The sequence below is a fragment of the Halobiforma nitratireducens JCM 10879 genome, from assembly GCF_000337895.1.
In the GTDB taxonomy this organism is placed as follows: Archaea; Halobacteriota; Halobacteria; order Halobacteriales; family Natrialbaceae; genus Natronobacterium; species Natronobacterium nitratireducens.
On record NZ_AOMA01000201.1, the window covers coordinates 12,628 to 39,527 of the forward strand.

The 26,900-nt window shown below is 65.1% G+C and carries 26 protein-coding genes and 1 pseudogene; 19 read left to right on the forward strand and 8 right to left on the reverse strand.

Going from position 1 to position 26,900, the window contains the following annotated elements; all coding sequences use genetic code 11:
* Nucleotides 1-76: 76 nt before the first annotated feature.
* The 3 genes from C446_RS17285 (at nucleotide 77) to C446_RS17295 (ending at nucleotide 1,628) form a co-directional block, all read left to right on the forward strand.
* Entirely contained in the window at nucleotides 77-358 is a 282-nt protein-coding gene (locus C446_RS17285; RefSeq protein WP_006674429.1) for a 4a-hydroxytetrahydrobiopterin dehydratase, read from the forward strand.
* A 159-nt stretch (nucleotides 359-517) separates the two neighbouring features.
* Nucleotides 518-922: an LWR-salt protein gene (gene lwrS / locus C446_RS17290; RefSeq protein ID WP_006674430.1), complete on the forward strand. Its 405-nt coding sequence runs from the start codon at nucleotides 518-520 to the stop codon at nucleotides 920-922.
* Nucleotides 923-989: 67 nt separating this feature from the next.
* On the forward strand, nucleotides 990-1,628 hold the full coding sequence (locus tag C446_RS17295; RefSeq protein WP_006674431.1) for an HAD family hydrolase: 639 nt from the start codon (nucleotides 990-992) through the stop codon (nucleotides 1,626-1,628).
* A 13-nt stretch (nucleotides 1,629-1,641) separates the two neighbouring features.
* Here C446_RS17295 and C446_RS17300 read toward each other — a convergent pair whose 3' ends face one another.
* Together C446_RS17300 and C446_RS17305 are read right to left on the reverse strand one after the other, a co-directional pair.
* Entirely contained in the window at nucleotides 1,642-2,292 is a 651-nt protein-coding gene (locus C446_RS17300; protein ID WP_006674432.1) for a helix-turn-helix domain-containing protein, read from the reverse strand.
* 105 nt (nucleotides 2,293-2,397) lie between these two features.
* Entirely contained in the window at nucleotides 2,398-4,260 is a 1,863-nt protein-coding gene (locus tag C446_RS17305) for a molybdopterin biosynthesis protein (RefSeq protein WP_006674433.1), read from the reverse strand.
* Nucleotides 4,261-4,513: 253 nt separating this feature from the next.
* On the opposite strand from C446_RS17305, the gene C446_RS17310 reads away from it, so the two are divergent.
* Genes C446_RS17310 through C446_RS17320 form a run of 3 tightly spaced genes read left to right on the forward strand, consistent with a single transcriptional unit; the run spans nucleotide 4,514 to nucleotide 7,332 of the window.
* Nucleotides 4,514-5,986 (forward strand): sodium-dependent transporter, encoded by a 1,473-nt coding sequence (locus C446_RS17310; protein WP_083861162.1) that lies wholly within the window; start codon nucleotides 4,514-4,516, stop codon nucleotides 5,984-5,986.
* The gene (locus tag C446_RS18985; protein WP_006674435.1) at nucleotides 5,986-6,303 is read left to right on the forward strand and encodes a hypothetical protein; all 318 of its coding nucleotides are present in this window, start codon (nucleotides 5,986-5,988) and stop codon (nucleotides 6,301-6,303) included. The genes C446_RS17310 and C446_RS18985 overlap by 1 nt, the downstream gene beginning before the upstream one ends.
* A gap of 21 nt (nucleotides 6,304-6,324) precedes the next feature.
* Nucleotides 6,325-7,332, forward strand: a complete 1,008-nt coding sequence (locus C446_RS17320) for a proline racemase family protein (protein WP_006674436.1) — start codon at nucleotides 6,325-6,327, stop codon at nucleotides 7,330-7,332.
* 47 nt (nucleotides 7,333-7,379) lie between these two features.
* Here the strand turns inward: C446_RS17320 and C446_RS17325 are convergent, their stop codons facing one another.
* On the reverse strand, nucleotides 7,380-8,603 hold the full coding sequence (locus tag C446_RS17325) for an NAD(P)/FAD-dependent oxidoreductase (RefSeq protein WP_006674437.1): 1,224 nt from the start codon (nucleotides 8,601-8,603) through the stop codon (nucleotides 7,380-7,382).
* A 238-nt stretch (nucleotides 8,604-8,841) separates the two neighbouring features.
* Between C446_RS17325 and C446_RS17330 the strand changes: the two genes are divergently transcribed.
* The 5 genes from C446_RS17330 to C446_RS17350 all read left to right on the forward strand — a co-directional run bounded on the left by C446_RS17330 (nucleotide 8,842) and on the right by C446_RS17350 (nucleotide 12,796).
* Nucleotides 8,842-9,588 (forward strand): helix-turn-helix domain-containing protein, encoded by a 747-nt coding sequence (locus tag C446_RS17330; protein ID WP_006674438.1) that lies wholly within the window; start codon nucleotides 8,842-8,844, stop codon nucleotides 9,586-9,588.
* A gap of 257 nt (nucleotides 9,589-9,845) precedes the next feature.
* Nucleotides 9,846-10,973, forward strand: coding sequence for an EstA family serine hydrolase (locus tag C446_RS17335; protein ID WP_006674439.1), 1,128 nt, complete (start codon nucleotides 9,846-9,848; stop codon nucleotides 10,971-10,973).
* A gap of 64 nt (nucleotides 10,974-11,037) precedes the next feature.
* Nucleotides 11,038-11,898 (forward strand): GIDE domain-containing protein, encoded by an 861-nt coding sequence (locus tag C446_RS17340; protein WP_006674440.1) that lies wholly within the window; start codon nucleotides 11,038-11,040, stop codon nucleotides 11,896-11,898.
* A gap of 100 nt (nucleotides 11,899-11,998) precedes the next feature.
* The gene (locus C446_RS17345; RefSeq protein ID WP_006674441.1) at nucleotides 11,999-12,217 is read left to right on the forward strand and encodes a hypothetical protein; all 219 of its coding nucleotides are present in this window, start codon (nucleotides 11,999-12,001) and stop codon (nucleotides 12,215-12,217) included.
* Nucleotides 12,218-12,304: 87 nt separating this feature from the next.
* Nucleotides 12,305-12,796: an SHOCT domain-containing protein gene (locus C446_RS17350; protein WP_049920332.1), complete on the forward strand. Its 492-nt coding sequence runs from the start codon at nucleotides 12,305-12,307 to the stop codon at nucleotides 12,794-12,796.
* 238 nt (nucleotides 12,797-13,034) lie between these two features.
* Here the strand turns inward: C446_RS17350 and C446_RS17355 are convergent, their stop codons facing one another.
* Nucleotides 13,035-14,321 carry a molybdopterin molybdotransferase MoeA gene (locus C446_RS17355; protein WP_006674443.1) on the reverse strand — a complete coding sequence of 429 codons (1,287 nt, stop codon included), beginning with the start codon at nucleotides 14,319-14,321 and terminating at the stop codon, nucleotides 13,035-13,037.
* Between the two features lie 122 nt (nucleotides 14,322-14,443).
* Here C446_RS17355 and C446_RS17360 point away from each other — a divergent pair, with 122 nt between their 5' ends.
* The 3 genes from C446_RS17360 (at nucleotide 14,444) to C446_RS17370 (ending at nucleotide 17,906) form a co-directional block, all read left to right on the forward strand.
* Complete coding sequence (locus C446_RS17360) at nucleotides 14,444-14,911, forward strand: Hsp20/alpha crystallin family protein (protein ID WP_006674444.1); 468 nt, start codon at nucleotides 14,444-14,446, stop codon at nucleotides 14,909-14,911.
* Nucleotides 14,912-14,977: 66 nt separating this feature from the next.
* Nucleotides 14,978-16,606, forward strand: a complete 1,629-nt coding sequence (locus C446_RS17365) for an ABC1 kinase family protein (protein WP_006674445.1) — start codon at nucleotides 14,978-14,980, stop codon at nucleotides 16,604-16,606.
* Between the two features lie 202 nt (nucleotides 16,607-16,808).
* The gene (locus C446_RS17370) at nucleotides 16,809-17,906 is read left to right on the forward strand and encodes an aminotransferase class I/II-fold pyridoxal phosphate-dependent enzyme (RefSeq protein WP_006674446.1); all 1,098 of its coding nucleotides are present in this window, start codon (nucleotides 16,809-16,811) and stop codon (nucleotides 17,904-17,906) included.
* A gap of 3 nt (nucleotides 17,907-17,909) precedes the next feature.
* Here the strand turns inward: C446_RS17370 and C446_RS17375 are convergent, their stop codons facing one another.
* The 3 genes from C446_RS17375 to C446_RS17385 form a co-directional block, all read right to left on the reverse strand.
* A complete protein-coding gene (locus C446_RS17375) occupies nucleotides 17,910-19,232 on the reverse strand; it encodes an outer membrane protein assembly factor BamB family protein (protein WP_006674447.1) in 1,323 nt (440 codons plus the stop codon).
* Nucleotides 19,233-19,295: 63 nt separating this feature from the next.
* Nucleotides 19,296-20,564, reverse strand: a complete 1,269-nt coding sequence (locus tag C446_RS17380) for an outer membrane protein assembly factor BamB family protein (protein WP_006674448.1) — start codon at nucleotides 20,562-20,564, stop codon at nucleotides 19,296-19,298.
* A gap of 63 nt (nucleotides 20,565-20,627) precedes the next feature.
* Nucleotides 20,628-21,203 (reverse strand): hypothetical protein, encoded by a 576-nt coding sequence (locus tag C446_RS17385; protein WP_006674449.1) that lies wholly within the window; start codon nucleotides 21,201-21,203, stop codon nucleotides 20,628-20,630.
* 147 nt (nucleotides 21,204-21,350) lie between these two features.
* On the opposite strand from C446_RS17385, the gene C446_RS17390 reads away from it, so the two are divergent.
* From C446_RS17390 to C446_RS18990, 5 genes are all read left to right on the forward strand, one after another.
* On the forward strand, nucleotides 21,351-21,725 hold the full coding sequence (locus tag C446_RS17390) for a translation initiation factor IF-5A (RefSeq protein WP_006674450.1): 375 nt from the start codon (nucleotides 21,351-21,353) through the stop codon (nucleotides 21,723-21,725).
* Nucleotides 21,725-22,579, forward strand: a complete 855-nt coding sequence (speB, locus tag C446_RS17395) for an agmatinase (protein WP_006674451.1) — start codon at nucleotides 21,725-21,727, stop codon at nucleotides 22,577-22,579. The genes C446_RS17390 and speB overlap by 1 nt, the downstream gene beginning before the upstream one ends.
* Nucleotides 22,580-22,654: 75 nt before the next feature.
* Nucleotides 22,655-23,173: a GNAT family N-acetyltransferase gene (locus C446_RS17400; RefSeq protein WP_006674452.1), complete on the forward strand. Its 519-nt coding sequence runs from the start codon at nucleotides 22,655-22,657 to the stop codon at nucleotides 23,171-23,173.
* A 176-nt stretch (nucleotides 23,174-23,349) separates the two neighbouring features.
* A complete protein-coding gene (locus C446_RS17405) occupies nucleotides 23,350-26,280 on the forward strand; it encodes a PAS domain S-box protein (protein WP_006674453.1) in 2,931 nt (976 codons plus the stop codon).
* 82 nt (nucleotides 26,281-26,362) lie between these two features.
* Nucleotides 26,363-26,671: a hypothetical protein gene (locus C446_RS18990; RefSeq protein WP_006674454.1), complete on the forward strand. Its 309-nt coding sequence runs from the start codon at nucleotides 26,363-26,365 to the stop codon at nucleotides 26,669-26,671.
* Between the two features lie 115 nt (nucleotides 26,672-26,786).
* Here the strand turns inward: C446_RS18990 and C446_RS20170 are convergent.
* Nucleotides 26,787-26,900 (reverse strand): annotated as a pseudogene (locus tag C446_RS20170) (acetamidase/formamidase family protein); the annotation flags it as partial.

Here is a 26,900-nt window from a genome sequence, read left to right on the forward strand (position 1 = left end):
CGTACTCCACCGGCGGAGTGTCCGCCTGGCCGACCTCAGCATAACCATTATCTGGTTGGCTTACATCCTCACCCACATGGCCGACTTACTCTCAGACGACGAAATCGATGCACAACTGCCGGACGAGTGGTCGCAGGAGGGTGACGAGATCGTTCGTACCTACGAGTTCGACGACTACCTCCACGGAGTCAACTTCGCCCAGATGGTCGGCGAGATCGCCGAGTCACAGTTTCACCATCCGGAGATCGTCATCCGGTACAAGGAAGTCGAGATTCGGCTCACGTCCCACGAAGAGGGCGGCATCACCGACCAGGACGTGGAGATGGCGGAACTGATCGAGTCCGAACGCGAGGCCTGACCCGGACGAAGACGAGCCGAGACGGGAACGGAGCGGGTGTGGTCCGGTCGACTGACGGCTCAGACTGGAGCCGGCCCGGACTCGAGCTCCGACCCTGACGACTCGACCCCAGACCGAAGTACCGCTCTCCGACTGTTCCCGACGTCTCATCGTCCGAGCATGCACGCTGCCTACGTCTTCCGCGTCACCGTCCGCGTTCGGAGCCCGACGCCGGCGGTTACCGTCGATCCGGGAAGCGCAACCACCGAACTCACGGTCCGCCGGGATGCGCCGGAACCCGGAACGGACGGATGGCTGTTCTTCCGGGACACGCTCTGGCGGGGCGAGGTCTCGGACCCGGAGTACGCGCGCCGTCTCGCGACGGAGTGGCTCGAGGCGGACGACGGCGACGACCCACTCGCGGTCGAATCCGTCACGTTCAGCGAACTCCGCACCGACGAGGCCTACTACGACGCGCTCAAAGGGGAGATCGGAGCCGACCTCGAGGCGTTCAACGCCGATAGCGTCTCGGAAGTGCTCTCGAAGTATCTCGGTTCGAGTATCAGGGTGACCGACGGTACCTGACCGTCACGGCGGCCGGACGGTCCGATCGCTACACATATACGGCACAGACCCATAGAGCAAGGTCCCAATGGCCTCCGAATACGACTTCTGGCTGCTCGATCTCGACGGCACGCTCGTCGACGTCGAGTGGTCGTACACCCGCGGCGTGTTCGATCGGGTCGGCGACAGGCTCGGATACCGGTTTTCCGACCGTGAGGCCGAAATCCTCTGGAACGGGCTCACCGGCTCTCGTGACCGACAGCTCCGGGAGTGGGGGCTCGAGCCCGGGGCGTTCTGGGACGCTTTTCACGCCGAGGAGGACCCGCAGGTCCGGGCCGAACAGACGTACCTCCACGAGGACGCCGCGTTCGTCGGTGACCTCGAGGAGCCGGTCGGACTGGTCACGCATTGCCAACAGTTCCTCTGTGAACCCGTTCTCGACGAACTCGACATCCGCGACTGGTTCGACGCACGGCTCTGTTGTACCGAGGAGACGGGGTGGAAACCCGATCCGACGCCGGTGCAGCGCGTGATGAACGATCTCGGTGTCGGACACAACGGCCACGAGGGCGTGCTCGCAGGTGACGGCGCTTGCGACGTCGGCGCGGCCTGGAACGCCGGACTGGACGCGATCCACGTCGAACGCATCGGCCACGAGCGCCGTGGCCGCTGCGTGCTCGGGGACTACCGCGTGCGGTCGTTCGACGAACTCGAGTACTCGTACTGACACCGCGTGGCTTTTACTGAGGTCGGCCTGCCGACTCGAGTTCGTCGTTGACGAGCGTTTCGTACGCGCGGCGGAACCGTTCCGACAGCGCCTGATGGGAAATTCCCAGCTCGTCGGCTAACTCCTCCATCGAGACGCTCCGTGGAATCTCGAAGTAGCCGTACTCGAGGGCTGCCTCGAGTGCTTCCCGCTGTTCGGGCGTCAGCCGGGATTCGACCTCGGTTCGCTGTCGAACGTCACTGACACGTCTGAGGTCGGCGTCGACGCCGCGTTCGACCAGACGGTCGTACCCCTCACAGAGCCCCTCGCGGTCAGGGAACCGGACTTTCATCTGCCACCAGCCGTCGGTGCCCCAGGCTTCGAGCAACGAGCTTCCCTCGACGAGCAACTCCTCGTAGAGTCTGTTCATCCCTCGGTTCTCGGCGAACCGAACGTCGAACAACAGCCGGTGATCGGTCTCGACCAGAAGCTCGGTCGAGCTCACCGCCGGATCGGCGTGGAACGCCCGCTCGATCCGCTCACGGTCGACGTTCGCCACCCAGAGGGACGGCCGGTTCTTCGATACCGAGGACTCGAGTTCGACCGTAACGTCGGGCACCCGCTCGAACGTCTGCTCGAGCGTCGTATCTGTGGCCGACAGGCGGAGTTCCGCTATCGTCGACATCACGACACGTACTCCGTCAAAGACCAAAAATGGCTTTTCAGCGAGGGTTAACCGTCCGGGTTCCGGATACGTTCGACCGGGCCGGGCGTTCGTGGCACCGGACTCTCACTCGAGGTGTCTCTCCAGGACCCCCTCGAGTTCGCGAACGCCGGCTTTCTCCACGCGATCGGGGTTCGCGAGGACGCGAACGCGCTGCTGGCCGAGGGAAACGAACTCGAGGTCGAGCCGTTCGGCCGTCTCGGCCAGCCCGAGCGCGGCGTCGGCTTCACGAGCCGCGACCTTCCGTGGCGGGCTCTCGTGGGCACGCAGGCCGAGACCGTAGCCGTCGATCGCGTCGGTCACCTCGCGGATGTTCGATCCGCGGCCCTCCGCTACGTCCTCGAGTGCCCGATCGAGGCTCGTCCGGAGCCCCGAATCGGTCGTCCGGTTGACGAACCGAACGTCGCGGTCGAGTAGATCCGCGAGCCCCTCGATCTCCCGAGGGTTGCCGGCTTCGACGACGAGCCCCCACTCGCGGGACCAGTCGCCGAGTACCGCCGCGTCGATGTCCCGGTCGGCGGGCCCAGCGACGACCGCGATGTCCGGCACCCCCTCACGGAGCCGTCGAAACCCCGGCTCGGTCCCCTCCGAGAGGTATCGCGGGTTCTCGAGGCGGTCGAGCAGTCGGTTCAGCGTCGGATCGTCCTCGCCGACGCCCAGCAGCGTCGGCGGCCGGACGTCCGGCGAGAACAGCGAAACCGTGACGGGTTCGCCAGCCTCGAGGTAGTCAGTTCCGGGATCGACCTCGACCACGCCGTCGGCTTCGGCGAGGCTGGTCGTCGCGCCGCTTCCCTTGTCGACGGGGTAGACCAGCGTGTCGCCGTCGCCGTCGGTCACGACGCCGACGGGCATCAGCCGCATGCGACCTTCCCCGTACCGTTCCTGGACGGCCATCTCGCCCTCGAGGGTCGCGGCCTCGGGTTCGGGTAGTCCCGCGGCCTCGCGGATCGCCGGCGCGACGAACGTCCGGAAGATCATCATCGCCGAGACCGGATAGCCCGGCAGGCCGACGTACGCCGAGTCCTCCAGGCGGCCGACCAGCATCGGTTTGCCGGGTTTGACGGCGACGCCGTGGAGCAGCAGTTCGCCACCTTCCTCGATCACGTCGTAGATGACGTCGACCGCGCTGGCGCTTGTCGATCCCGAGGAGAGCACGAGGTCACACTCCCGGGCGGCCTCCCGTAACACCCGCTCCATCTCCTCGCGGTCGTCGCCGGCGTGGGGGTAGAGGACGGCCTCGCCACCGGCGTCTTCGACACCTGCGGCGACGGTATAGCTGTTGACATCGTAGATTTCGCCGCGTGCGCTGTCGACTTCCTCGCCGGGACGGACGAGTTCGTCACCGGTCGAGACGATGCCGACTGTCGGCGGCGCACGGACGGGAATCTCGTCGATCCCGAGCGCCGACAGCAAGCCGACATCGCGGGGCGTAATCCTCGTTCCGGGCCCCAGTGCCCGCTCGCCCGCGGCCACGTCCGCGCCGGCGAACATGACGTTGTCGCCGGGGGCGACCGAGGTTCGAATCAGAACGTCCGCACGGCCCGCCAACTCGTCGGTGTCGGTCCGTTCGACCGGTACCATCGCGTCAGCGCCCGAGGGCATCACCGCACCCGTCGAAATCTCGACGGCCTCGCCGTCCGCGAGGTCGATATCGGGGTCCTCTCCTGCGTGAACCTCACCGACCACCTCGAGGCGGGCGGGGTCGGCTTCGTCGGCACCGAACGTATCCCGGGCACGTAGTGCGTAGCCGTCGAGGCTCGCCCGGTCGAACCCGGGAACGTCCAGTTCGGCGTCGAGCCGGGCGGCGAGAACCCGCCCGCGGGCGTCTTCTAGCGACGCTCGTTCGACGCCGCCCTCGAGCGACAGCGAGTCGATCGCCTCACGCGCGTCCTGTGGCGAGGCGAGGTCGCGAAACTCCTTGCGGTCCATGCCGGCCCTTCGGGTCGGGGGGCTAAAAACGTCGGTCGAACGAGCCGCGGACGGGAACGGAACCACCCGTCGGAACGGCCACCTATCTGGTCGGCGAATCCCCGTCCCGTTTCGGTCGAGCCGTACTCCAGATTACCGACTCGTTTCGCCACTGATGCGTGCTTTGCGCAACTCGAGCCCGTTGTGGCCGGACCCTACCATGGGCGACATCATATATAACAGCGTGTGGTAGGTTGGTATGGTGTGATGGACCATGACATCATCTGAAGCGAAAACCGCTCGAGCCGAGTGGGGGACTCGATTCGGGTTCCTGATGGCAATGCTCGGGGCGATGGTCGGCGCAGGTAACATCTGGCGGTTCCCGTACGTGATGGGCGAAAACGGCGGCGGCGCGTTCGTGCTCGCGTTTCTCGCTTTGCTTTTCGTCCTCGCAGTACCGGGACTCATGGCCGAGGTTGCGCTCGGCCGGTACACGAAGAAAGGGGTCATCGGGGCGTTTCGGGACGTCCTCGGCCGCGGCGGGCTGGTCGGGTTCGGCGTCGTCGTGTTGCTGGTCAACGTCGCGCTGATGTCGTACTACTCGCCGCTGATCGGATGGACGCTGTACTACGCCGTCCATTCGCTGCTGTTTACCTTTACAGCATCGGGGTTCGAGGCGGTCGAGTTCATGGACGCGCTCTTCGCGAACTCGGCGTTGATGATCGGGCTCCACACGGTCGTCATGGGCTCGATCGCAGCCGTCCTAATCCTCGGTATCCGTCGCGGTGTCGAACGCCTCGTGGTGTACGCAGTCCCGGCGCTGGTGATCGCGCTCGTCATTATGACGATCCGCGGGCTGACCCTCGATGGTGCGACCGAAGGGATCGCGTTCACCTTCGGCGTGCAGTGGGAGTACCTCACCTACAGCGACACCTGGATCGCCGCGCTCGGACAGGCGCTGTTCTCGACCGGTCTCGGCTGGGGGATCGCGCTGACGGTCGGCAGCTACCTCCGGGAGTACGACGACGTTCCTCTCGGTGGTGGCGTCTTTACCGCGATCGGGGAATCCAGCATCGGCATCCTCGCCGCGCTGGCGATCTTCCCGGTCGTCTTCGCAGTCGGGCTCGAGCCGGACGCGGGTGCCGGACTCGCGTTCGTCTCGCTGGTGCAGGTCTTCCCCGAAATCCCACTCGGCGGGATCGTTGCCATCCTGTTTTTCGTCGGCTTCTTCCTCGCGACGTTCACGTCGGGCGTCGTCATCACCGAGGTCGGCGTCACGACGCTCGCCGAGGAGACCCGGTTCGACCGGACCCAGACCACGCTCGGGCTCTGTGGCGTGATCTGGCTGCTGGGACTCCCGAGCGCCTACTCCGCGGACATCCTCGATTACCTCGATTTCGTCTTCGGGAACTGGGGACTGCCGCTGGCGACGCTTGCGATCATCGGCGTCATCGGCTGGGCGATGGGGCCGGAACGGCTCCGGCTCCTCGCGGTGAACCGCAACGCCGGCATCTTCGTCGGCCGCTGGTGGAACCCCGTCATCAAGTACGTCGTTCCCGCGGTGATGATCTTCATCATGGCCTACTACGCGTACGATTCGTTCGGCACGGCCGAGATGTACGGCGGCGTCGCCGTGCTCGTCGGGCTGCCGGTCATCGGCTACGTCGTCATGTCGATCGCCGAAGGCGGGGAACGAGGTGGTGGCGGCGAGTCCGAACCCACCGACGTCACGGGGGGTGATGACTGATGGCGCTTACGGCAGAAGTCCTCGGAATGCTCGCGTTCACGCTGGCAGCCTTCTGGGGGATCGCCACCTGGGCGCTCGTTCGCACGATGCGCCAGGAGAGTCGGAAAGTCGCGTTACTCGAGCAGCAGGATCGCATTGATACCTACTCGCCGAAGGCGCTCGCACAACTGCGCGAGTGGGTCGAAGCCAACCCGGAGGACCCGCTCGCCGAAGAGGCCCGCGAGCGGTACAACGAGTGTCTCGACGCCCTCGAGGAAACGGACAGCCAGTTCTACGACTGGTCCGAAGAAGATATCCAGTCGCTAGAGCGGCTGTAAGGCCAGGAACCGACCGATCACATGCAAAGCGACATCGCGATCGAGACGATCGACACGCACACGGCCGGCGAACCAACCCGGATCGTCACCGGCGGGATCGACCGTTCGCGCATCGAACGCGGCGACGTTCGCAACCAGCGCGAACTGTTCGAGACCCACTACGACTGGGTTCGCGAGCTGCTGATGTGCGAGCCCCGCGGTCACGCGGACATGTTCGGTGCCGTCCCTACGGTTCCCGCCTCGCCGGCGGCCGATCTCGGCCTCTTCTTCATGGACGGCGAAGGGTACCTAGACATGTGTGGCCACGGCACGATGGGTGCCGTGACGGCGCTGCTCGAGACCGGCCACCTGGAACCCGCCGAGACCGTGACCGTCGAAACGCCGGCGGGTCTCGTCGAGACCGCACCGACGGTCACGGACGGGCGAGTCGAGAGCGTCACCGTCAGGAACGTCGACTCGTACGTCGTCGGCGAGCGCCGGCTCACCGTCGAGGTCGCGGGCGTCACCGACACGCTCTCCGTCGACGTCGTCGCGGCTGGAAACGTGTTCGCGCTGGTCGACGCCGACGACATCGACCAGGCAATCTCGCCGGAAAACGCCGAGACGTTCGTCGAGTTGGGTCTCGAGATTCGCCGCAGGGTAAACGAGAACGCCGATCTCGTCGATCCGATCACGGGCGATCAGCGACGGGTTTCGGTCGTCGAGTTCTACGAAGCCGACGCGGACGGCGCGGACCGGAACCTCGTCGTCTTCGGCGACGGGCAGGTCGATCGCTCGCCGTGTGGCACCGGTACGTGCGCGAAGATGACGCTACTTCACTCGCGAGATGCACTCGAGGTCGACGAGCGGTACCGCTACGAGAGCGTCATCGGCAGCGAGTTTACCGGTCGTCTCCGTACGGTCGAGCATCGGAACGGCGTCGCGGTGACGACGCCGGCGGTCACCGGCTCCGCGTACGTCATCGGCCGCCACACGTTCCTCTCGGACACGCGAGACGAGCTAGGTGGCTTTTCGCTGTCCGACGCGTAGCGGCGGCCGTTTCCTTCGGCAGCGGGGGACGTGCGACCGAACGCAGATCAGATGTAATCGTCGGGAGCGCCGTTCCCGTCGGGAGCCTCTTCGAACCGCTCGAGCGCGAAGTAGTCGAGATCGATCCGTTCGTCGCCGAGGGTCGGCTCCTCGTCCCGAACGACGGCGGTGACGAGCGATCCGACCGCCGGGGCGTGTTTGAACCCGTGGCCGGAGAACCCACAGGCCCAGTAACAGCCGTCGGGGCCGGCCTCGTCGATCACGAAGTCGTGGTCCGGTGTCGTCGAGTACACCCCGCAGTACGTCCCCTTGATGCCGGCGTCGGCGAGTTCCGGAATGACCGTCTCCAGGTTCTCGACGAGCTCGAGCATCATCTCCTCGTCCGGCTCCTCGTCGTAGTCGTCGGGGTCGACCTCGTCTACGTATCGATGGGTCGCGACGAGAACCCCTTCTCCGAAGTCCGGTCGGATGTACCACTCGCCGTCCGGCAGGCTGGTCGTCGGCGTCAGCGACGGGTACGCCTCCGCGTAGTCGGACGGCGGATCGAGCAACACGATCTGTTCGCGAACGGGCCTGATGGGAATCTCGACCCCGACCGTCTCGGCGAGTTGCGGTGTCCACGGCCCCGCCGCGACGACGACCTCGTCGCACTCGAGCGGCCCCGAATCCGTATCGACGCCCGTCACGTCGCCGTTGTGCGTCCGTATTCCAGTTACCGAAACGCCAGTCACGATGTCGGCTCCGTGCTCGCCGGCACCGCGAGCGAACCCAAGCGCCGCGTCGGAGCCGTCGGAGTAGGCCGCAGTATCGTCGCTAACCGCGAGGTCGAACTCGCTTGCCCCGTCGTACATCGGATACTCCTCGACGATCGCGTCCCCCTCCTGCATCGACACCGGGATACCCCGCTCGGCGAGCGCGTCGTATCCGTCGCGGGCGTAGGCCCCGCCGGGGGTCCCCTCGTCGGCGAACCGGACCAGCGGACTGCCCTCGTATGCGATCCGTGGACCGACCTCCTGCTCGAACGAACGGAAGAAGTCGTGGCTCCACCACGCCATGTCCGTGTAGATCGTCTCGTCGCCGTAGTGATGCCGGAGGATCGCCGACGAGTCGCCGGTCGATCCGGCGGCGAGCGTGTCCCGCTCGAGGAGCGTCACCGACCGGTCACCCGCTCGAGCGAGGAAGTAGGCGATGCTCGTCCCCATTACGCCGCCGCCGACGACGACGGTATCGGTTCGGTCGGGGAGTTCGGAGTCGCCGGTCGTGTCGCTCATGCGGCGGTTGCCACCTCCTCGTGCTCGTCCCTGCGCTCGTGCTCGTCCTCATCGGCGGGGAGAATCCCATTCCAAGCCGGTGCCGTCGTTGCCGTTCGATCCCGTCCGGAGCGTCGTCTATCGTCCATCGTCTACTGTGCTGATTGGTTCCAGTACACATATACACCCGCCCTCACATGGACTAGTCGAGCGGTACCACCCACCGTCCGGCCGATCGAACGGCGACTACCGACTACGCATGAATTCGAATCCGACAGCGAAACCGGCGGGCACCGCCGTAGACACTGGTCTCCGTCTCACGCTCGAGGTCTGGCACCCCGACTGCTGGACGCTCGAGGTCACCGAAGAGACGGACGCGAGCCTGATCGCACACACCGTCTACAACGAGACGGGACACGACGTCAAGGGACACTTCACCGCGTACGGGGAAACGATGCGATCGGTCGAGCGGCTCGTGGCGGCGACGCGAGCGTCCGATCTGACCGTCTCCGTCTCCGAGATGGAACGTCGCCACGGCGTGAAACGCCACGGCGCGGTCCGCGGAAAGCCGGCGACGGAGCTGTTCGTCACGTACGACTCGCGAAACACCATCAGCGACGCGTTTCTCGCGGGAGAGTTCTACCAGGAAGCCCCCGTCCGTATCCAAAACGGCACCGAGTACTGGCCGCTGTTTTTCGAGGGCGGCGACCGCGCGGCCCTCTCCGATCGCCTCGAGGCGGTCCGATCGGAGTACAGCGCCGACGTGACCGTCCAGCGGCTTCGAACCAACGACGCCGCGACGAACGACCGCTCTCAACGGACGGACTCGCTCTCCCATCGCCAGCGCGAGATGTTCGAACTCGCCTGTGAGCACGGCTACTACTCGTGGCCCCGAGAGGTCACGACCCGCGAGCTCGCGGACGAAGCCGATGTCTCGAAGACGACGTTGCTCGAGCACCTCAGAAAGGCGGAGGCGAAACTGCTCGATCCATCGGACGACGCTTGAGGACGACGGGATCGCCGATCGTTCGTTTCGGCTGGTTTCCTGTTCTACTTCTGTTCATCAGGTTCCTCTTTCGTCGTACCTCTCCACCTCTCCTCACTTCCTTCACTCCTCTCCACACCTCCTCACCTCTCCTCAGTTCCTCCACACCGAACCGTCTCGCCTCGAGATATCGACACCGTTGGCCTCGCTGGAAACGGGAACCCGAAATCGCACTCGAGAACCGGGGAAATTAGGGTTCCGCCGCCGGTTGGTCCGATATGTCTCGCCTCTCCGAGGCCGACCGGGACCGAATCGCGGCGCTTTTCGACCGACACCTCGAGGTGGGGCTCCACCACGGTGCACAGCTGGCGGTGGTCGTCGACGGCGAGTACGTCCTCGACCGTGCGGGCGGCGTAACGGGGCCGGACGGCGAGCCGACGACGCCGACACAGCGTCACGTCCTCTTTTCCTGTACGAAGCCGTATGCGGCGGCCGCGTTACACGCGCTCGTAGACGACGGGAGAATCGACTACGACGACCGCGTCGTCGACCACTGGCCCACGTTCGCCGACGACGGAACCGACAAGGCCGAGACCACCGTCCGGCACGTACTCAGCCACACCGCGGGGCTCCCACGTAGCGACCTCGACGCCCGGCCGGACCGATGGTGCGACTGGACGGCCTGCATCGAGACGCTCGAGGCGATGGAGCCACAGCATCCGCCCGGCGAGCGTGTGGCGTATCACTCGCTGACTTACGGCTGGCTGGTCGGTGAACTCGTCCGCCGTGTGGCCGGTGACCCCATCGAGCGCGTCGCCGAAACACGCGTGTTCGAACCGCTGGAAATGGACGAGACCAGTATCGGTCTCCGCGAGGACGAACCCGACGACGTCGCGACGCTGGTCGGCTTCGAGGCGTTCGACCGGTGTCGCGATCCGGAGGAAGGGTTGGGCGACCACCGGCTGGTCGCGGACCCCTTCAACGACGAATCCGTCCGTCGATCGGTCGTCCCCGCCGCGAGCGGGATCGGCACCGCACGGGATATGGCCCGATTCTACGCGTCTCTCGCCAATGGCGGCAAGCTGGATGGTACGCGTCTCCTCTCCCGGGAGGCCGTCGCGGCGATGACGACGCTCGAGGCCGAAACGGACGTGGACGACACCTTCGGCCGACCCGCCCGGTACGGACTCGGCGTCTGGAACGGTGATACCCGCGCCGACCCGTTCGGCTCGCTGACTCCCGAACGCGTGTTCGGCCACGCGGGGCTCGGCTCGAGCGTCGGCTGGGCCGATCCGAAGACGAACGTCGCGTTCGCGTACGTGACCAACGGCGTCCGTGAGGGGTCGTACGAACACGTCGCCCGAGTTCGTGAGATCGCGGACGCGGTGCGGCTCGCGCTCCGATAGCCGACGGAACTGTGGTTCTGTCGCCCTGCGAACAATTATTAGGGTAGACTCGAGAGTACGTCACATGTCGGAAACGACGATACTCGTCGGAGCGGGTGTCTTTCTCGTCGCGCTCTGGCTCGGCTATCGTTCGTACGCGAACGCCACCCTGTACCGTGCGCTCCCCTCGGGAACCGGTGGCTCGAGCGGCTTCGTCGACGGGGAGACGACGACCGTCGAGGGAAGCGTCGAGGTCGCCGACCCGGTCGAAGCGACCGTCGGCGACGGGTACGACGCGGCCGGAGGCGATGCGTCGCCGACGGCCCTCCTCGTCTGGCGGATACAGCGGCTCAAAAGCAAGAACCAGTACACCGTCGACCTCGAGCGACGGACGATCAAAAAGAGCGGAACGACCTACGAGTCGGGTATCGACGCCGGCACCTTCTCGGTCGACGACGGGATGCGAACCGTTCGCGTCGATCCGTCGTGGCTGCTCGACCGGTACGGCGGCTCCGACCTCGGAGACCTCTCGCTGTCGGGGACCAACGTCTCGGGACCCCGATCTAGTCGTCCCTGGTCGACGCCGTACGCCTACCTACGGGGCCAGCGTGTCGACTTCCGACTCGACCAGCGGCAGACGCCGCTTGGCGGAACGGTCGCCCAGGGACTGGGCAACGACACCCTCTCGCTGGGTCGGTACCGATTCGAATCGCGTCGCCTCCCCGACGGGGAGTCGGTCACCGTTCACGGCGAGGTCACACTCGAGGACGGTGAGCCGGTGTTACGGGGTAGCGAGGAGACGCCGCTGGTGATATCGAACCGGGGACTGGACGGACTGCGGAGTCGGCTGCGAACCCGGACGCTGCTCTATGGCGTGGGTGGCCTCGCCCTCCTCGCCGTCGCTGTGTCCCTGCTAAACGACGCGTTCGGACTGGTCGCGCTCTGACGGGCTGGCTCAGCGGTAGTCGTTCGTCCCTTTCGCGTCGCGTTTCGAACGACGACAGCGAAACGTCAACAGCCATATTTGTCCGGCACGAACGGACGGTATGGACCGACTGCCACGACTCCTCCTCGTCCTCGCGGCCCTCGGCTGGCTCGGCACGGCCCTCTCACAGCTCGCAGCGGCGACCGCGACTCAGCAGCGAGAGCAAATCGAGTGGACCGAACGCCGCAACCAGTTCCTGTTGCTTTCGAGTCTATCGACGAACGCCGTCGTGTTCACCACGCTGTACCGCTACATCAAACGAGCGGCCGGCGACCGCTGACCGTCTCCAATCGAGAATCGGGACCGGAATGGTCGCCAAACTGCTCGTCGCCGGTGACATTTTGTAGGCAGCCGTCGTAGCGTTCGTATGGCGATGGATCTCCGCGAGTTCGTGGCGGAGGACCTCTGGCTCCTGATCGGCATCGTCACGTTCGCGCTGCTCTCCATCGTGGGGACCGTCGGCCTCGAGCCGATCGCGGGACTGATCGCGATCGTCGGCTGGTTCCTGTTGACCCCGATCTTCCTCTTTTGGGGCGAGGAGATCGCCGACGCGCTGTTCGACGAGGAGTCCGGGGAGTTCCGTCGGGCGACGGCCGACGACGCCGGCGAGGACGACGCGATCGCCGAACTCAAACGCCGGTACGCGGCGGGCGAGATCGACGACGCGGAGTTCGAACGCCGCCTCGAGCGCCTCGTCGGGGTCGACGACGCCCTCGAGGGTGTGTTTTCCGACGGGGACGAGCGGATGGGAACCGGCATCGATACCGACCTCGAGAGGACGGACCGAGAGCAGCGTCCGGAACGGGAGTGGCAACGGGACCGTGATCGGGAACGGGAACGGGAACGGGAACGGACCTGATCTACTGGACAACAGGCAGTCCCCGCCCGATCGCGTCTCGAGTACGACCGCTGTGTGCATCGTTTTGCCCGGCAGTATGAGTGAAAGGAGACGAGCGGACTACGTGATCGAGGCCGGACGAGACGAAACTGACCACCGGAAACGAGAGTGCCGGTAGAGACGACGCCGCTGTACGGAGCCGAAGACGGCCATCGCGCTCGCAGGAAGGGGCGAGGCCAGGGGCAGAGTCAGCTTCGGGTCAGGGGTTCAGTTCCCAGTTCCGGACGGCGACTGTCTCGCCTTCCGGAATCCCTTCGCGGTCGTCGTCGACGACCACCCAGCCGTCTGCCAGTGCGACGCTCGAGAGGACGCCGGAGCCGCTGGCGCGGGTCGGAGTAGCACGGTAGGCGGGTTCGTCGCCGCCATCGGCATCTCGCTCGTCCCGTTGCTCGAGTTGTACCCGCGCGAACGTCCGCGTCCCCGGCTCGCTCGGAATCTTGCGATCGAGGACCGCACGCGTAGTCGGGTGGGGGTCCGGTTCGGTTCCTTCGAGCCAGCGCAGGGTCGGCCGGAGGAACTGGACGGCGTTGACGATGCAGGCGACGGGATATCCCGGGAGAGCGAGGACTGGCGTGTCCTCGACGATGCCGAGACAGACGGGGTGGCCCGGTTTGAGACCGACACCGTGGACGAGTACCTCGCCGAGGTCGTCGATCACTTCGGGAAGGAGGTCCCGTTCGCCGACCGAAGAGCCGCCGGTAGTGACGACGACGTCTTTCGTCAGGTCGCGCTGGATCGCCACCCGGAGCGACTCGGGGTCGTCGGTGACGACGTCGCGGTAGGTCGCCCTCGCTCCCCAGCGTTCGGCCAGCCGGGAGACGGTGAGACCGTTCGTCTCGATCACTTCGCCCGGTCCCGGATCGCCCTCGACGAGTTCCTCGCCGGTCGGGATCACGCCGACGGTCGGTTTCGCCGCGACTTCGACGCGTCCGTAACCCGCCGACCGCAAGAGCCCGAGGTCCGAGGGACGAAGCCGGTGGCCCGCCTCGTAGAGGTGCTGGCTCTCTTCGATATCTTCGCCAATCGGGGCGACGTTTTCACCCTCCGCGACGGCATCCTCGACCTCGAGGGCGTCACCACGCTCCTCGACGTGTTCGATCATCACGACCGCATCCGCTCCGTCGGGAAGGGCGCTCCCGGTGTGGACCCGTGCGGCGGTACCGGGCGCGACGTCGGCATCTGCCTCGGCGCTCCCGGCGACGCGGAGCCGCTCCGGTGAGCGGTCGCTCGCGCCGAACGTGTCCTCGGCCCGGACGGCGTAGCCGTCCATCGCGGCCCGCCGGTAGTGTGGCACGTTCCGTACCGATTCGACGGGCGCGGCGAGAGCGCGCCCGTCGGCTCGCGCCACGTCGACGGTTTCGACGCCGGTCGCGGGTGACTCCGGGTGACCCTCCTCGATCGCCTCCTGGAGCACCCGTCTGGCTTCGTCGACCGGGGTTCGTATCTTGAACCCGGCCTCCGTTCGTTCGCTGTCGGCTCCTTTCATACCCTAACGCGGGGTGCCCGAGGTGAAAAAGCGTCGGGGCTTTCGCCGACCACCGTGTCGAGACCCCTGGGGAATCGACCGCTACCGCGGCCTTTTTCGTATCGGCGTTCGAACCTGTAGCTATGTCAGCGCTCCGCGACGCGTTGCGGGACCTCTCCGAGGACGTCTTCTTCGATCTGCTCGAGAGCGACGACGCCTACTTGCTCGTCGTGGACGTACCGGGGGTAACCGCCGACTCGATCGATGTCACGGTCGAGGAGGGGACTCTCTCGATCGACGGCAGGCGGGAGAAAGACCGGGAGATTCCCGGCGAATACCAGTACATCGAGGAGAACCGCTCGCTGTTTTTCGACGTCTCCCTGCCGGTCCCCGACGACGCCGTCGCCGGCAACGCACAATCGCGGGTCGAACGCGGCGTCCTCGAGTTGACGCTGCCGAAACGGACCGGAGGCGAGACGACGATCGAGGTGACGGACGACTCGGTTTCGAACGCCGACTCGGCGTCGGCGTCGGAACGCGACGCCGACACCGCTTCGGGGATCGATGCCGACGAACCGACGGCCGACGACGCGGACGCCGAACCGAGGTGACCCAGACTGGCCTCACTTCGAGCGTACAAACGATTCGTTCTCGTCGCCTGGCAGTTCCTTCCACTGTTGCTCGCCTACGCACGGGACCGGCGTCGGTTCCTCCTGTTCGGCCGGCGACGGCGGGTAAGCTCCGAAACGCATCGCCGGCGAGCCGAGCGGCTGCTCGAGTCGCTGCTGACGCTTGGCCCGACGTTCATCAAGCTCGGCCAGCTCCTGTCGACCCGGCCCGACGTCCTGCCCCCGGAGTACATCGACGTGCTCGCTTCCTTGCAGGACGACGTTCCGCCGGCCGACTGGGAGGAGGCGAAACTCGTCCTCGAGCACGAAATCGGCCCGGTCGACGACCGGTTCGCTTCCTTCGACACCGAGCCGATAAGCGGTGCAAGCCTGGGGCAGGTCCACCGGGCGCGGATCGACGGTACCGGGAGTTCGGCCGAGAGCATCCGCGAGGTCGCCGTCAAGATTCGCCGGCCCGGCGTCGAGGAACTCGTCCGGGCGGATCTGCAGGTCATCCGCTGGTCGCTGCCGATCCTGCTGTACTTCGTCGACGACGCCCGGGCGTTCTCGCTCGAGAACCTCGCCGACGAGTTCTCGAAGACCATCCGCGAGGAGATGGATTACGAGCGCGAAGCGAAGATGCTCCGGGAGATCGAGTCCAGTCTCGGGGACGACGACCGGTACGTCATCCCCGACGTGGTCGACAGCCACTCGGGACCACGCGTGCTCACGATGGAGTACGTCGGCGGGACCAAGATCAACGAGGTAGACGAACTCGATCGACGTGGGATCGACCGGAGTGAGATCGCCGAGAACCTCCAGTGGGCCTACATGCGGATGATCGTCGACGATGGGGTCTTCCACGCCGATCCACACCCAGGGAACCTGGCGGTGACCGACGACGGCGAGATCGTCTTCTACGACTTCGGGATGTCGGGTCGGGTCGACGAGTTCGTCCAGGAGAAGATCGTCGACTTCTACATCGCGGTCGCGAACCAGGATATCGACGCGATTCTGGACGCACTCATCGAGATCGGAACGCTCTCGCCGGAGGCCGACCGGGCAGTAATGGCCGAAGTGATGGAACTGGCCATCCAGGACGCCCGCGGCGAGGACATCGAGCAGTACCGCGTCCAGCAGATCATCGGGCAGGTCGAGGACTCGATCTACGAGTTCCCGCTGCGGCTACCGAAAAACCTCGCGCTCGTCTTGCGGGTCGCGACCGTCGTCGAGGGCGTCTGCGTGACGCTCGATCCCGACTTCGACTTCATCTCGACCGCGACGGACTACCTGGTCGAGCAAGGGTACCGCGAGGAGTCGATCCGCCAGTACCTTTCGGAGTCCGGCCAACAGGTCCGCCGGTCGGCCGAGTCGCTGACCCGGATGGCACCGAAAACCGAACGGGCGCTCGACCGACTCGACCGGGACGACCTCTACGTCCGTATCGGTGTCGAAGACTCGAAAGACGTCTTCGAGGACCTGGCAAAGCGGCTCATCTACGGCATGTTGCTCACGATGGGACTGTTCTCGACCGGCGTGCTATACGCGCTCGAGGCACCCGAAGCGTCGGTCGTCGCTGCCGTCTTTTCGGCCGTCGTGACGATCCAACTCTACCGGTCGTTCCGAACCCGGAGCACGCTCGCCGCCCGCCCGCAGTTTACCCGGCAGAACCTTCGACAGCGACGTGGTGACGAGTAACTAGTCGGTCCCGCTCGAGCCGCCCGCCTCGCTCGACGGGTTTCGCTGGGCGTCGGTGTCGGGTTCGATCGTCGACTGCCGACGGCCACCCGCCACCCGCCAACCGCGATAACCGCTTTCCGCTCCTCCGAATCCGACCGTCGTTCCCAGGTAACGCCGACCGGTCGCGACCGTTTTCTTTCCGGACTCGCTATTGCGTCCTATGCGGATCGATCCATTCGGCCTCGAGCGGTGGTTCGCCGAGTACGAACACGAGGCCGACATCATGCTGGCAGAAAGCGGCGTTCGTAGCCTCTCCGCGGACCGGTTCGACATCGATCCGGGCGAACTGGGGTACGTGATCCCGACCGACGGCGACCCTGCTCTCCGGGGGACGATCGGCGAGCGGTACGGTCGCGGCACCGACGAGGTCGTCTGTACCAGCGGCACGCAGGAGGCGAACTTCCTCGCGTTTCTGTCCGTGCTCGCGGGCGATTCACCGCCCGGCCTTTCGTCTTCCACGAGCGGTGACGCCCACGCCGTCGTCGTCACCCCGACCTACCAGGCGCTCCACGCCGTCCCCGACGCGTTCGGGGACGTGACGCGAGTCCCGCTCGAGCCGCCGACCTGGGAGCTCGATCCCGACGCCGTCGCGGAGGCGATTCGACGGGAAACGCGACTCATCGTCCTGAACAACCCGAACAACCCCACGGGTCGGTATCACCCGCTCGAGACGGTCGAGACGCTGTACGATCTCGCCGCGGACAACGACGCCTACCTGCTCTGTGACGAGGTGTACCGGCTGCTCGCCGACGATCCGCTGCCGCCGGTCGCGGGCATGGGACCACACGGGCTCTCGACGACCAGCCTCTCGAAGTCGTACGGTCTCGCCGGACTGCGATTCGGCTGGCTCGCCGGCGATCGGGCGGTCGTCGAGGCTGCCTGCCAGTGGAAGGACTACACGACCATCTCGCCGGGCATCTTCGGCCAGCACGTCGCGGAACAGGCCCTCGAGCAGAGCGACACGATCCTCGAGCAGAACCGCGAACTCGTCGCCCGGAACCACGAGATCACCGTCGCGTTCCTCGAGCGCCACGGCCTCGAGTGGTACGACCCCGTCGGCGTCAACGGCTTCGTGACGGTGCCGGACGGCTTCGAGAGCGGCAAGGAGTTCTGTCGAACCGTCCTCGAGGCAGAGAGCGTCGTCCTCGCCCCCGGCGAGTTCTTCGGCCATTCGGACCGATTTCGAATCGGCTTCGGCTTGCCGACCGACGAACTCGAGGAAGGGTTAGCGCGGATTGGACAGGTGCTCGAGGGCTGATCGTCAGCGGAGACAGCGACCGAACAGTTCGGTTCGACACTCGGAGATGCCGTACAACTCTGCGTCGACGTTCGCGTAGAGCCAGTCGTCGGCGACGGCGATCGTGGTCTCGAGCCGATGATCGGCCACGTCGACTCGAGCGAGTACCTCGCCAGTATAGCGGTCGATCACGATCACTCCGTCGCCACCGACGTAGATTCGGTCATCGACGACGGCCGGCGTGCCGGTCTCGATGCTGTAGTTCTCGTCGTCTGCAATATCGTCGTCGTCGGCAACCAGTTGCCGACCCCGGTCGTCCCACTGTCGGTCTCCGGTCGCCGTATCCCTGGCGATCAGCCGTCCGTCCGAGACGTAATAGACGGTGTCTCCCGTCGCTGCGAGGTGTCGCGGTATCCACCCGCCGCCGTCGTCTTCGTCAGCGCGCCAGCGAATCTCTCCGGTGTCGGCTTCGACGGCCGCTGCGCCGTACTCGTGGTCCTCGTCGTTCTCGCCCAGGTCGGCATACGTGACGAAGACCGCTCCGTCGGTCACCGTCGGCGCACTGTCTACCGAGAGATTGGTGCGCCACAGTTCCGACCCGTCGTCGGTATCGAGCGCCGTGAGACCGTCGTCGAACTCCGCGAGATAGACGACACCGTCGGCCACCGCCGGCGAGAAGACGAGCTGACCGTCCCATTCTTCGAACTCGTGACGCCAGCGTTCCTCGCCGGTCTCGAGATCGACGGCGTAAAAGAAGGGGTGGCTCTCGGTAGTCGCGATCTGGCGGTAGTGACCCGTGTACACAGCGTCGTCGCCGACGCCCGGAACGATCGTCTGGTGGCTGAGTTGGCCATCGGAGACGTTGTCGAAACACCATCGACGGCTCCCGTCGGTGTCGACCGCACAGAGCCCGTCGGCGGTCTGGACGAGAATCGCGTTGTCGGCGAGTGCGAGGGAGTCGGCGTGGTGGTACGTCGATCCTCCCTCTTGCGTCGTCGTCGCCGTCGTAGTCCATCGACTGTCGCCCGACACGGCATCGAACGCTTCGATCCGAACGTCCCGTTCGGCTTCCGGTCCGGTGAATGGTCCGTCGGTGTAGGCGACGTAGACTGTTCCGTCGGCGAGCAGTGGAGACGCGTCACTGCCACCATATCGTGGGAGCGAACGAGACCAGACCGCCGTCAACGGTGGTTCCGGACCGTTACGATCGTCGACGGTTCCCGTCCGGGCGCTGTCGTAGCCGTGACCGGGCCACGACGATTCGACCGTCGAGTCGTCGCTCCGTCCGATACAGCCCGCAAGCACCACCGTTCCACAGGCTGCGAGTAGAGCGCGTCTGGCGGGCATCGCTCGTAGCGACTCGTCGTTCAGTCATAAGTTTTCATACTCCGACAGGTTCTTATCAGCCGCCTACCGCAGGCACCGGTCGAACAACTCGGTTCGACACTCCACCAGCGCCTCGAGTGTTCCCTCCTCGAGCGAGGCGATGACCACGTCGTCGCCGACCGCGGGCGACGCACTCGTCCAGACGTCGCCGATTCGCTCCCGTAACTCGCCGGCGTCCCGGTCAACGGCGAACAGCGAGCTTCCGGCCACGTAAAGAGAGTCGCCGGCGACGGTCGGCACGCTCCTGTAGATATGGTCGCCCTCTGAAGAGCCGGTTTCATCGATGGTCCAGACTGGATCGCCCGTGGCCGCGTCTCGAGCGACGAGTCGGTCCATCGCCGCGTAGTAGACGGTGCCGTCGGCGACGGCGGCACCGGTGGGGACGACGGCGTCCGTTCGCGTCCACCGTCGGTCCCCCGTTTCCGTCGAGAGGGCAGCGACGCCGCTTTCCTCGGCGTCGATCCCGACGAATACACGTCCCTCCGCGACCGTCGGAGCACCGTAGGCGGGGAGGCGTTCGCTCCACAGTTCCGTCCCGTCAGCGGCGTCGATTGCCACGACTCCGCCACCACCTATCGCAGCGTAGACGATGCCGTCGTCGACTGCCGGCGGGTAGACGAGGACGTGGTGGTCCTCCCAGTCGTCGATCTCGTAGCGCCAGTGTTGCTCGCCGTCCTCGAGGTCGATCGCGTAGAGCGCGCGGTCGCTTTCTTCCCGTCCGTGACGATGAAAGCCGGTGTAGACGTGTCCGTCGCCGACGCCTGGCTGTGCGGCAACGGTACCGAGCTGGCCGTCGCCGACGTTGTCGAACCGCCAGCGTTCGGCTCCCGCGTCGTCGGCGTCGCCGCTCTCGAGAGCCACCAGTCCGTTCGCGGTCTGGAGCAACACAGCGTCGTCGGCAATCGCGAGCGAATCGGTGTGACTGTGCGTTTCCTGCATCTGTGCGGTCGTGGTCGCGACGGTCGTTGTCCACTGGTGTACTCCAGTCTCGGCGTCGACCGCATCAAGGACGGCGGCCTGTTCGCCGTCGTCGCGGTGTTCGGTGTACGCGAGAAAGACGGTTCCGTCGGCCATCACCGGCGAGCAATCCGGGCTGCCAAGACCCGCGTTCGCGTCGTACGTCCACGCAGTCGTCAACGGCGGATCGGGGCCGTCGGCCCGCGTCCCGGTTCGAGCGGCGTCCCGGCCGCGCTGGGGCCAGGTGGCGTCGCCCGCTGGATCGGCGTATCGCGTCGAACACCCAGCGAGGACCGCGCTACCGCAGGCCGCGAGGAGCGTGCGTCTGGAGGGCATCGCTATCGACGTTCGGACACGCGGCTGATAAGTGTTGGCCGTCGATAAATAGACGGCTGCCCATCAACACGCCGCCCAGAGCGTCCCGACTTCGTCCTCGCGTTCGTCCACCCGTTCGACGTCCTTTCGGAGGTCGAACGCCCGATACGTCTCCTCCTCGAGCAGCCGCTCTGCAAACGCCGCGGGGACCGTTACGCGCCGACATTCACCCTCGACGAGCAGACCGTCCGGACCGAACGAGAACTCGAGGTCGTAGCGGACAACGGGCTTGTCGTGATCTTCGAGAACCGGGTGGATCGCCTCGAGTACGTCCGCGACGTAGTCGAAGACCAGTTCCATTCCGGGCGTGTCGGCGGTCTCGAGATCGATTCGAACGGCCGGGGCGAGTTGCGTCTCCATCGTTTCGTCCCCCTCTCCACCTTCGAGTACGTCGATCCCTCGAACCTGCGGCGGCTGCTCGAGGTGGGTCCCTCGCCCCGACGGGAGGGCGTCGGCGAGTGCTGTGTCGAGAGCGGCCGCGAGTTGCGGCCGAGAGCTGCGGTTCCGACGCCGGTAGAGCACGGTAGCCACACCTAGCAGACCCACCACTGCGACTCCGGCCAGAAGCCGACCCGTCGGTTCGAACCCGCCGTCGATCATTCCCGTGGGAGTTCACGGCGGGTTCAGGTGATCGTTTCGTTTCGATTCGCCTGCCGTCGCACCGATTCCAAGTGACCTGTTAACGGGCTGAAGCCGGCGGGAGCGTATTCCAAACGGTTTATGGCCGTCGGTTGATTACCCCGGGACATGGCGAAGCAGCAAAACGAAGTTCGCGACCTCCAGGAAGGTAGCTACGTGATGATCGACGATGCGCCGTGTAAGATCAACTCCTACTCGACGGCAAAGCCCGGGAAACACGGCAGCGCCAAGGCCCGTATCGAGGCCGAAGGCGTCTTCGACGGGAAGAAACGCTCGCTCTCCCAGCCCGTCGACGCGAAGATTTGGGTCCCGATCATCGAGCGCAAACAGGGGCAGGTCGTCTCCGTCGACGGCTCGGACATGCAGGTCATGGACCTGGAAACCTACGAGACCCTCACGATGCGCGTCCCCGAAGATGCCGACCCCTCGCCCGACGAGAACATCGAATACCTCGAGATGGAAGACCAGCGAAAGATTATCTAATGTTTCCCGGGGCAACTGACGAACGCGGGGGGAGCGACGCGGGATACGATACCCGTGACGGAGCGAACTTCGTGGTCGTCGGTGCGCCTCTGGACGCGACGACGACCTTTCAGCCGGGGACCCGTTTTGGCCCCCGGCGCATCCGGACGTTTGCGGAGACCTTCGACGACTACGACCGTCGAACTGATCAGTACTTCTCCGAACTCGGCGTCGTCGACCACGGCGACGTTCGAGCCTGGGACGACGTTCCCGACTACCTCGAGTGGCTCGAGGGGACGCTGCGCGATGTCGTTTGGGACGATGCCGTCCCCCTCCTTCTGGGGGGCGAACACACCGTCTCGCTTGCGGGCGTACGCGCCGCCGAGCCGGAGGTCTTCGTCTGTCTCGATGCCCACCTCGACCTGCGCGACGACTACGACGGCAACGATCTCTCTCATGCCTGCGTAACCCGTCGCATTCTCGAGCAAGCGTCAGTCGGGGAAGCGATTATCCTGGGTGCGAGAACGGGCAGCGAGCCGGAGTGGGAGCGAGCGGCCGAAGACGACGTCACCGTCGTTGCGCCCGCGGACGTCGCCGATTTTACCTTCGGCGACCGTCTCGAGGGACGCGAAGTCTACCTGAGTGTCGATATCGACGGTGCTGACCCAGCCTACGCGCCCGGAACCGGGACGATGGAGCCGTTCGGCCTCGAGCCCCGAGAGATGCGGGCAGTCGTCCGCGAGGTCGCCCCACAGGCGACGGCCTTCGACGTCGTCGAAGTCAACGACCGCGACGACGGCCAGGCGGCCTCGCTCGCGGGAAAACTCCTCCGGGAGTTCGTCTACTCGAGTGGGGCCGACTCGTCTTCCGCCTAACGGGTCGCCGCCGATCGGCGTTCGTTTCCTACCGGGACCAGCAGCGTTATACCAGTTCCCGCAACTCACCCGTGTATGTCGATCAGACCGTACGACCCGGCGTCGGATGCCGACACACTCTGGGAGCTGAAACGCGCTTTCGAGACTGGACTCGGCTCCGGGACCGGTAGCGAGCAGAAGGCAGCCACGTACGCCGCGAAGCTCACGGACGACTACCGTGAGGGATACCTCGAGTGGGTCGAACGTTGTATCGAGCACGACGAACGAAGCGTGCAGGTGGCTGTCGCGGACGACGGTGACGGTACCAGCGACGACCTCTCACCCGATCCGGTCGGCTACGTCTTCCTTTTGCCCGGTACCCACGCCTATATATGGGACGCCGCCGTCCTGAACGAAATCTACGTCCGCGAACAGTACCGCGGAACGGGCCTCGCGGACGAACTGATGACCGCCGCCGTCGAAGCCGCTCGCGAGCAGGACCTCCCGCTCAAGCGACTCGTCCTCGACGTCGATCGGGAAAACGAGCGTGCACAGGCGTTCTACGAGCGCCACGGGTTCGACCACTGGGGCGAGATGGTCGCTCGTGACCTCTGATCGCTGTGTCCGCGGTTTCGGTCCGTCCGTCTCCAGTCACTACGCCGTTCTTTCTACCGGCCTTTGGTCGAAACGCTCGTCACTGGAAATCCACAGAGTGACGGAAGAGAGTCGTGCGGTCGCAGTCGGTCTCCACCGGCGCAGCCCTTATCGTCGTCTGGGGGTTGTGCTATGGTATGACTTCTGCATCGTTGACCGAATCCCTGCAGGAAGTCCTCGCGCTCTTCGACGCGGGTGGGGCACCGCTGACGACGACGGAGGTCACCGAGCAAGTCAGTTGCGGCCGTCGGAGTGCCGACGAGCGTCTGGAGCGACTCGTCGATCACGGCTGGCTCGAGACCAAGACGGTCGGTGGGAGTGGACGCGTGTGGTGGCGGCCGGCTGGGGCGGACGATAGCGAGGAGAAAGAGTCCGAACGGAGGCAGGGAACACAGACTGCCCGACCCGATCGCCAACGCGACGAACTCGAGCGTGAACTCGACGAGGTTCTCGAACGCATCTCGGATGGGTTCTACGCTCTCGACGAGAATCTCCGATTCCTGGTCCTGAACAGTCACGCGATGGACGTTTTGGGACTAGACGAGTCCGCAATCGGGACGGACATCCGCGATATAGTCACCCTCACCGACCCCTTCGAGAACGCACTGTCGAACGCTCTCGAAACGCAAGAGCCGGTCGTTCTCGAGGACTACTACGACCCGGTAGACAGGTGGTTCCACAACGCCATCTACCCATCCGAATCGGGGTTGTCGGTCTACTTCCGGGAGATTACCAATCAGAAGAAACGCGAACGAAAACTGCAACGATACGAGAGAACGATCGAGACGATCTGGGACGGCGTCGCAACGCTCGACGACGACGACCGATTCGTGATGGTCAACGAGGCGTTCTGCGAGATGACCGGCTACGAACGCGAGGAGCTACAGGGTGCACCCGCGACGCTCGTCCACGACGAGACGATCACGGAGCGAGCCACGGCGACGACCGAGGACTCCCTCGGAGACGAACGGGAGTACGTGTCCCTCGAGTTCGAACTCGAAACTGCAAGCGGTGAGACGATTCCGGTCGAAGGACGATTCGGCCCGTACGAACTCGAAGACGGGTCGGTCGGCCGGACCGGTGTCGTCCGCGACGTTACCGAGCGGAAAGAGCGTGAACGCGCACTCGAGGAATCCGAGCGGCGCTACCGAACGCTCGTCGAGCACTTTCCCAACGGTGCCGTGGGTCTGTTCGACAAGGACCTGAAGTATACCGCCATCGGCGGTCGTCTGTTAGACGATATCGGCGTCGACAAGGAGGATCGAATCGGGAACAGCGTCTACGAAATCTATCCCGACACTCTCCTCGAGGAAGTCGAACCGTACTTCGAGGCCGCCCTCGACGGCGAGTCGAACTCGTTCGAGGTCGAGTTCCACGACCGGTGCTTTCACGCCTACACGCTGCCGGTCGGACCCGTCGACGACGAGATATTCCGGGGGATGCTCGTCGTACAAGACGTGACCGAACGCCGGGAGTACGAGCGGCAACTCGAGGAGTACCGGCGGTGGACCGAGACGCTCATCGAAAACTTCCCCAACGGTGTCGTCGCTCTCGTCGACGAAAACCTCCACTACGTCACGTTTGGGGGGACACCGGAAGGAGATGTAGACATTTCGAGAGACGAACTCGAAGACTCCCCAGTGTATGAAGTGTTGCCCCAGAGAATAGCCGACACCGTCGTTCCACACTACGAGGCTGCGCTGGATGGCGATCCCTCGGAGTTCGAGGAGACGATCGACGACCGCGTCTATCAGTTCCGCTTCGTCCCCGTTCGAGACGACGATGGAGACGTCTTTGCCGCCACGGCCATGTCACAGGAAATCACCGAGCGCAAAGAACGCGAACGGGCGCTCGGACAGCGAGCCCGCCAGCAACAGGCCGTTGCCGATCTCGGACAGTTCGCACTCGAAACCGACGACCTCGACGAACTCATGCACGAGACGGCCCAGCAGGTAGCGGACGTGCTCGACAACGAGTACTGCAAGGTGCTCGATCTCCGTCCCGACAAGCGAGAACTGTTGTTACGCGAGGGCGTCGGCTGGCACGACGGGATCGTCGGTAACGCGACAGTGTCCGCCGTCGAAGCGGACTCCCAGGCCGCGTACACCCTGGCCAACGATCACCCGATCGTCGTCGAGGATCTCCGGGCGGAGTCACGATTCGGCGGTCCCGAGCTACTGCGGAACCACGATGTCCGTAGCGGGATCAGTACCGTCATCGGGCCGTTCGACGACGCGTGGGGCATCCTCGGGACTCACGACACCGACCGTCGGTCGTTCACCGAGCAAGACGTGAGCTTCGTCCAGAGCGTCGCGAACATCCTCGCCGAAGCCATCGAGCGCCACCGATACCAGCAGGAACTCGAAGAGCTAGTACGCGACCTCGAGGAGTCGAACGAGCGACTCGAGCGGTTCGCGTACGCCGCCAGCCACGACCTTCAGGAGCCACTGCGGATGATCTCGAGCTACCTCCAACTGATCGACCGTCGGTACCGAGACGCCTTCGACGAGGACGGCACGGAGTTTCTCGAGTTTGCCATCGACGGTGCCGACCGGATGCGCAACATGATCGACGGGTTGCTCGCGTACTCGCGGGTCGAAACGCAGGGTGAGCCGTTCGAATCGGCCGACCTGAACGACGTTCTCGACGCCGCTCGTGACGATCTACGGATTCGAATCGAAGAAAGCGACGCCGAGATTGCGGCCGACGACCTGCCACACGTCAAGGGCGACGCCGGGCAACTGCGTCAAGTGTTCCAGAACCTCTTGAGTAATGCAATCGAGTACAGCGGCGAGCAGCCACCGCGGATCGACGTCACCGCCGAACGCGAGGGAAACGACTGGATTGTTTCGGTTCACGACGATGGGATCGGGATCGAGCCCGACGAGCAGGAGCGCATCTTCGAGGTGTTCGAGCGCCTGCACGCACACGAGGAACACCGGGGCACTGGTATCGGGCTCGCGCTCTGTCAACGCATCGTCGAGCGCCACGACGGCGAAATCTGGGTCGACTCCGAACCCGGCGACGGAGCGACGTTTCGGTTCAGGCTTCCAGCCACCGAGCCGTGACTGTCCTGAGTTTCCGGACGTGTTCTCTCCCCCAGCAAAAGATTGCCAAGGAAATAAGTTCGGAGGACAACTGTCTTCTTCTATGATCGATTGGGTTGGCGGGCAACGCCACTTCGTCAATCTCCTCGTTCCAACGTTGGGTATCTGTGTTCTCTTTGTCGTATCGAAAAGAGCAGATACCAACGGCAGTGAGCGTTATTTTATGGCTTCGTTCGTACTTTGGCTGGCCTTCAGTCTGCTGGTCGGACTCGAGGCAGGAGCCCTGCTTTCGTTCCCCGACCCCTTCGGGTGGATGGGTGCGGTTTTATCGATGATTGGGTTCGTGATCTTCTATTTTTGCGGGGTTTTTGCTGTGGTGAACGAACGAGACCCCTTCGGTCACTTGAGATGAAGTCTCCTGAACGAGGGGCCGCCCCGTCGAACCCTCTCACCATCCAGACGGCTCGAACAGTCGCATCTTCGACTGTCGTGACCTTCACGTTCGGACGACGTGCGTCGTGCCGGGGTCAGAACGGATCGGAGAGGTACTCCTTCGGCACGGCGTTTTTCACCGTCACCAGGGGATCGACCACCTGACTGATCTCGAGACCGCCGACGAGACTCGAGAAGATGTAGGCATC

Excerpts from the sequence above, each read along its gene's own strand:
- speB (WP_006674451.1), top strand. The coding sequence starts at position 21,725 with ATGTTTCCCGGGGCAACTGACGAACGCGGGGGGAGCGACGCGGGATAC.
- C446_RS17325 (WP_006674437.1), bottom strand. The coding sequence starts at position 8,603 with ATGAGCGACACGACCGGCGACTCCGAACTCCCCGACCGAACCGATACC.
- C446_RS17345 (WP_006674441.1), top strand. The coding sequence starts at position 11,999 with ATGGACCGACTGCCACGACTCCTCCTCGTCCTCGCGGCCCTCGGCTGG.
- C446_RS17320 (WP_006674436.1), top strand. The coding sequence starts at position 6,325 with ATGCAAAGCGACATCGCGATCGAGACGATCGACACGCACACGGCCGGC.
- C446_RS17330 (WP_006674438.1), top strand. The coding sequence starts at position 8,842 with ATGAATTCGAATCCGACAGCGAAACCGGCGGGCACCGCCGTAGACACT.
- C446_RS17355 (WP_006674443.1), bottom strand. The coding sequence starts at position 14,321 with ATGAAAGGAGCCGACAGCGAACGAACGGAGGCCGGGTTCAAGATACGA.
- C446_RS17385 (WP_006674449.1), bottom strand. The coding sequence starts at position 21,203 with ATGATCGACGGCGGGTTCGAACCGACGGGTCGGCTTCTGGCCGGAGTC.
- C446_RS17405 (WP_006674453.1), top strand. The coding sequence starts at position 23,350 with ATGACTTCTGCATCGTTGACCGAATCCCTGCAGGAAGTCCTCGCGCTC.
- C446_RS17340 (WP_006674440.1), top strand. The coding sequence starts at position 11,038 with ATGTCGGAAACGACGATACTCGTCGGAGCGGGTGTCTTTCTCGTCGCG.
- C446_RS17360 (WP_006674444.1), top strand. The coding sequence starts at position 14,444 with ATGTCAGCGCTCCGCGACGCGTTGCGGGACCTCTCCGAGGACGTCTTC.
- C446_RS17350 (WP_049920332.1), top strand. The coding sequence starts at position 12,305 with ATGGCGATGGATCTCCGCGAGTTCGTGGCGGAGGACCTCTGGCTCCTG.
- C446_RS17390 (WP_006674450.1), top strand. The coding sequence starts at position 21,351 with ATGGCGAAGCAGCAAAACGAAGTTCGCGACCTCCAGGAAGGTAGCTAC.
- C446_RS17375 (WP_006674447.1), bottom strand. The coding sequence starts at position 19,232 with ATGCCCGCCAGACGCGCTCTACTCGCAGCCTGTGGAACGGTGGTGCTT.
- C446_RS17370 (WP_006674446.1), top strand. The coding sequence starts at position 16,809 with ATGCGGATCGATCCATTCGGCCTCGAGCGGTGGTTCGCCGAGTACGAA.
- C446_RS17310 (WP_083861162.1), top strand. The coding sequence starts at position 4,514 with ATGACATCATCTGAAGCGAAAACCGCTCGAGCCGAGTGGGGGACTCGA.
- C446_RS17335 (WP_006674439.1), top strand. The coding sequence starts at position 9,846 with ATGTCTCGCCTCTCCGAGGCCGACCGGGACCGAATCGCGGCGCTTTTC.
- C446_RS17380 (WP_006674448.1), bottom strand. The coding sequence starts at position 20,564 with ATGCCCTCCAGACGCACGCTCCTCGCGGCCTGCGGTAGCGCGGTCCTC.
- C446_RS17400 (WP_006674452.1), top strand. The coding sequence starts at position 22,655 with ATGTCGATCAGACCGTACGACCCGGCGTCGGATGCCGACACACTCTGG.
- C446_RS18990 (WP_006674454.1), top strand. The coding sequence starts at position 26,363 with ATGATCGATTGGGTTGGCGGGCAACGCCACTTCGTCAATCTCCTCGTT.
- C446_RS17285 (WP_006674429.1), top strand. The coding sequence starts at position 77 with ATGGCCGACTTACTCTCAGACGACGAAATCGATGCACAACTGCCGGAC.
- C446_RS17305 (WP_006674433.1), bottom strand. The coding sequence starts at position 4,260 with ATGGACCGCAAGGAGTTTCGCGACCTCGCCTCGCCACAGGACGCGCGT.
- lwrS (WP_006674430.1), top strand. The coding sequence starts at position 518 with ATGCACGCTGCCTACGTCTTCCGCGTCACCGTCCGCGTTCGGAGCCCG.
- C446_RS18985 (WP_006674435.1), top strand. The coding sequence starts at position 5,986 with ATGGCGCTTACGGCAGAAGTCCTCGGAATGCTCGCGTTCACGCTGGCA.
- C446_RS17295 (WP_006674431.1), top strand. The coding sequence starts at position 990 with ATGGCCTCCGAATACGACTTCTGGCTGCTCGATCTCGACGGCACGCTC.
- C446_RS17300 (WP_006674432.1), bottom strand. The coding sequence starts at position 2,292 with ATGTCGACGATAGCGGAACTCCGCCTGTCGGCCACAGATACGACGCTC.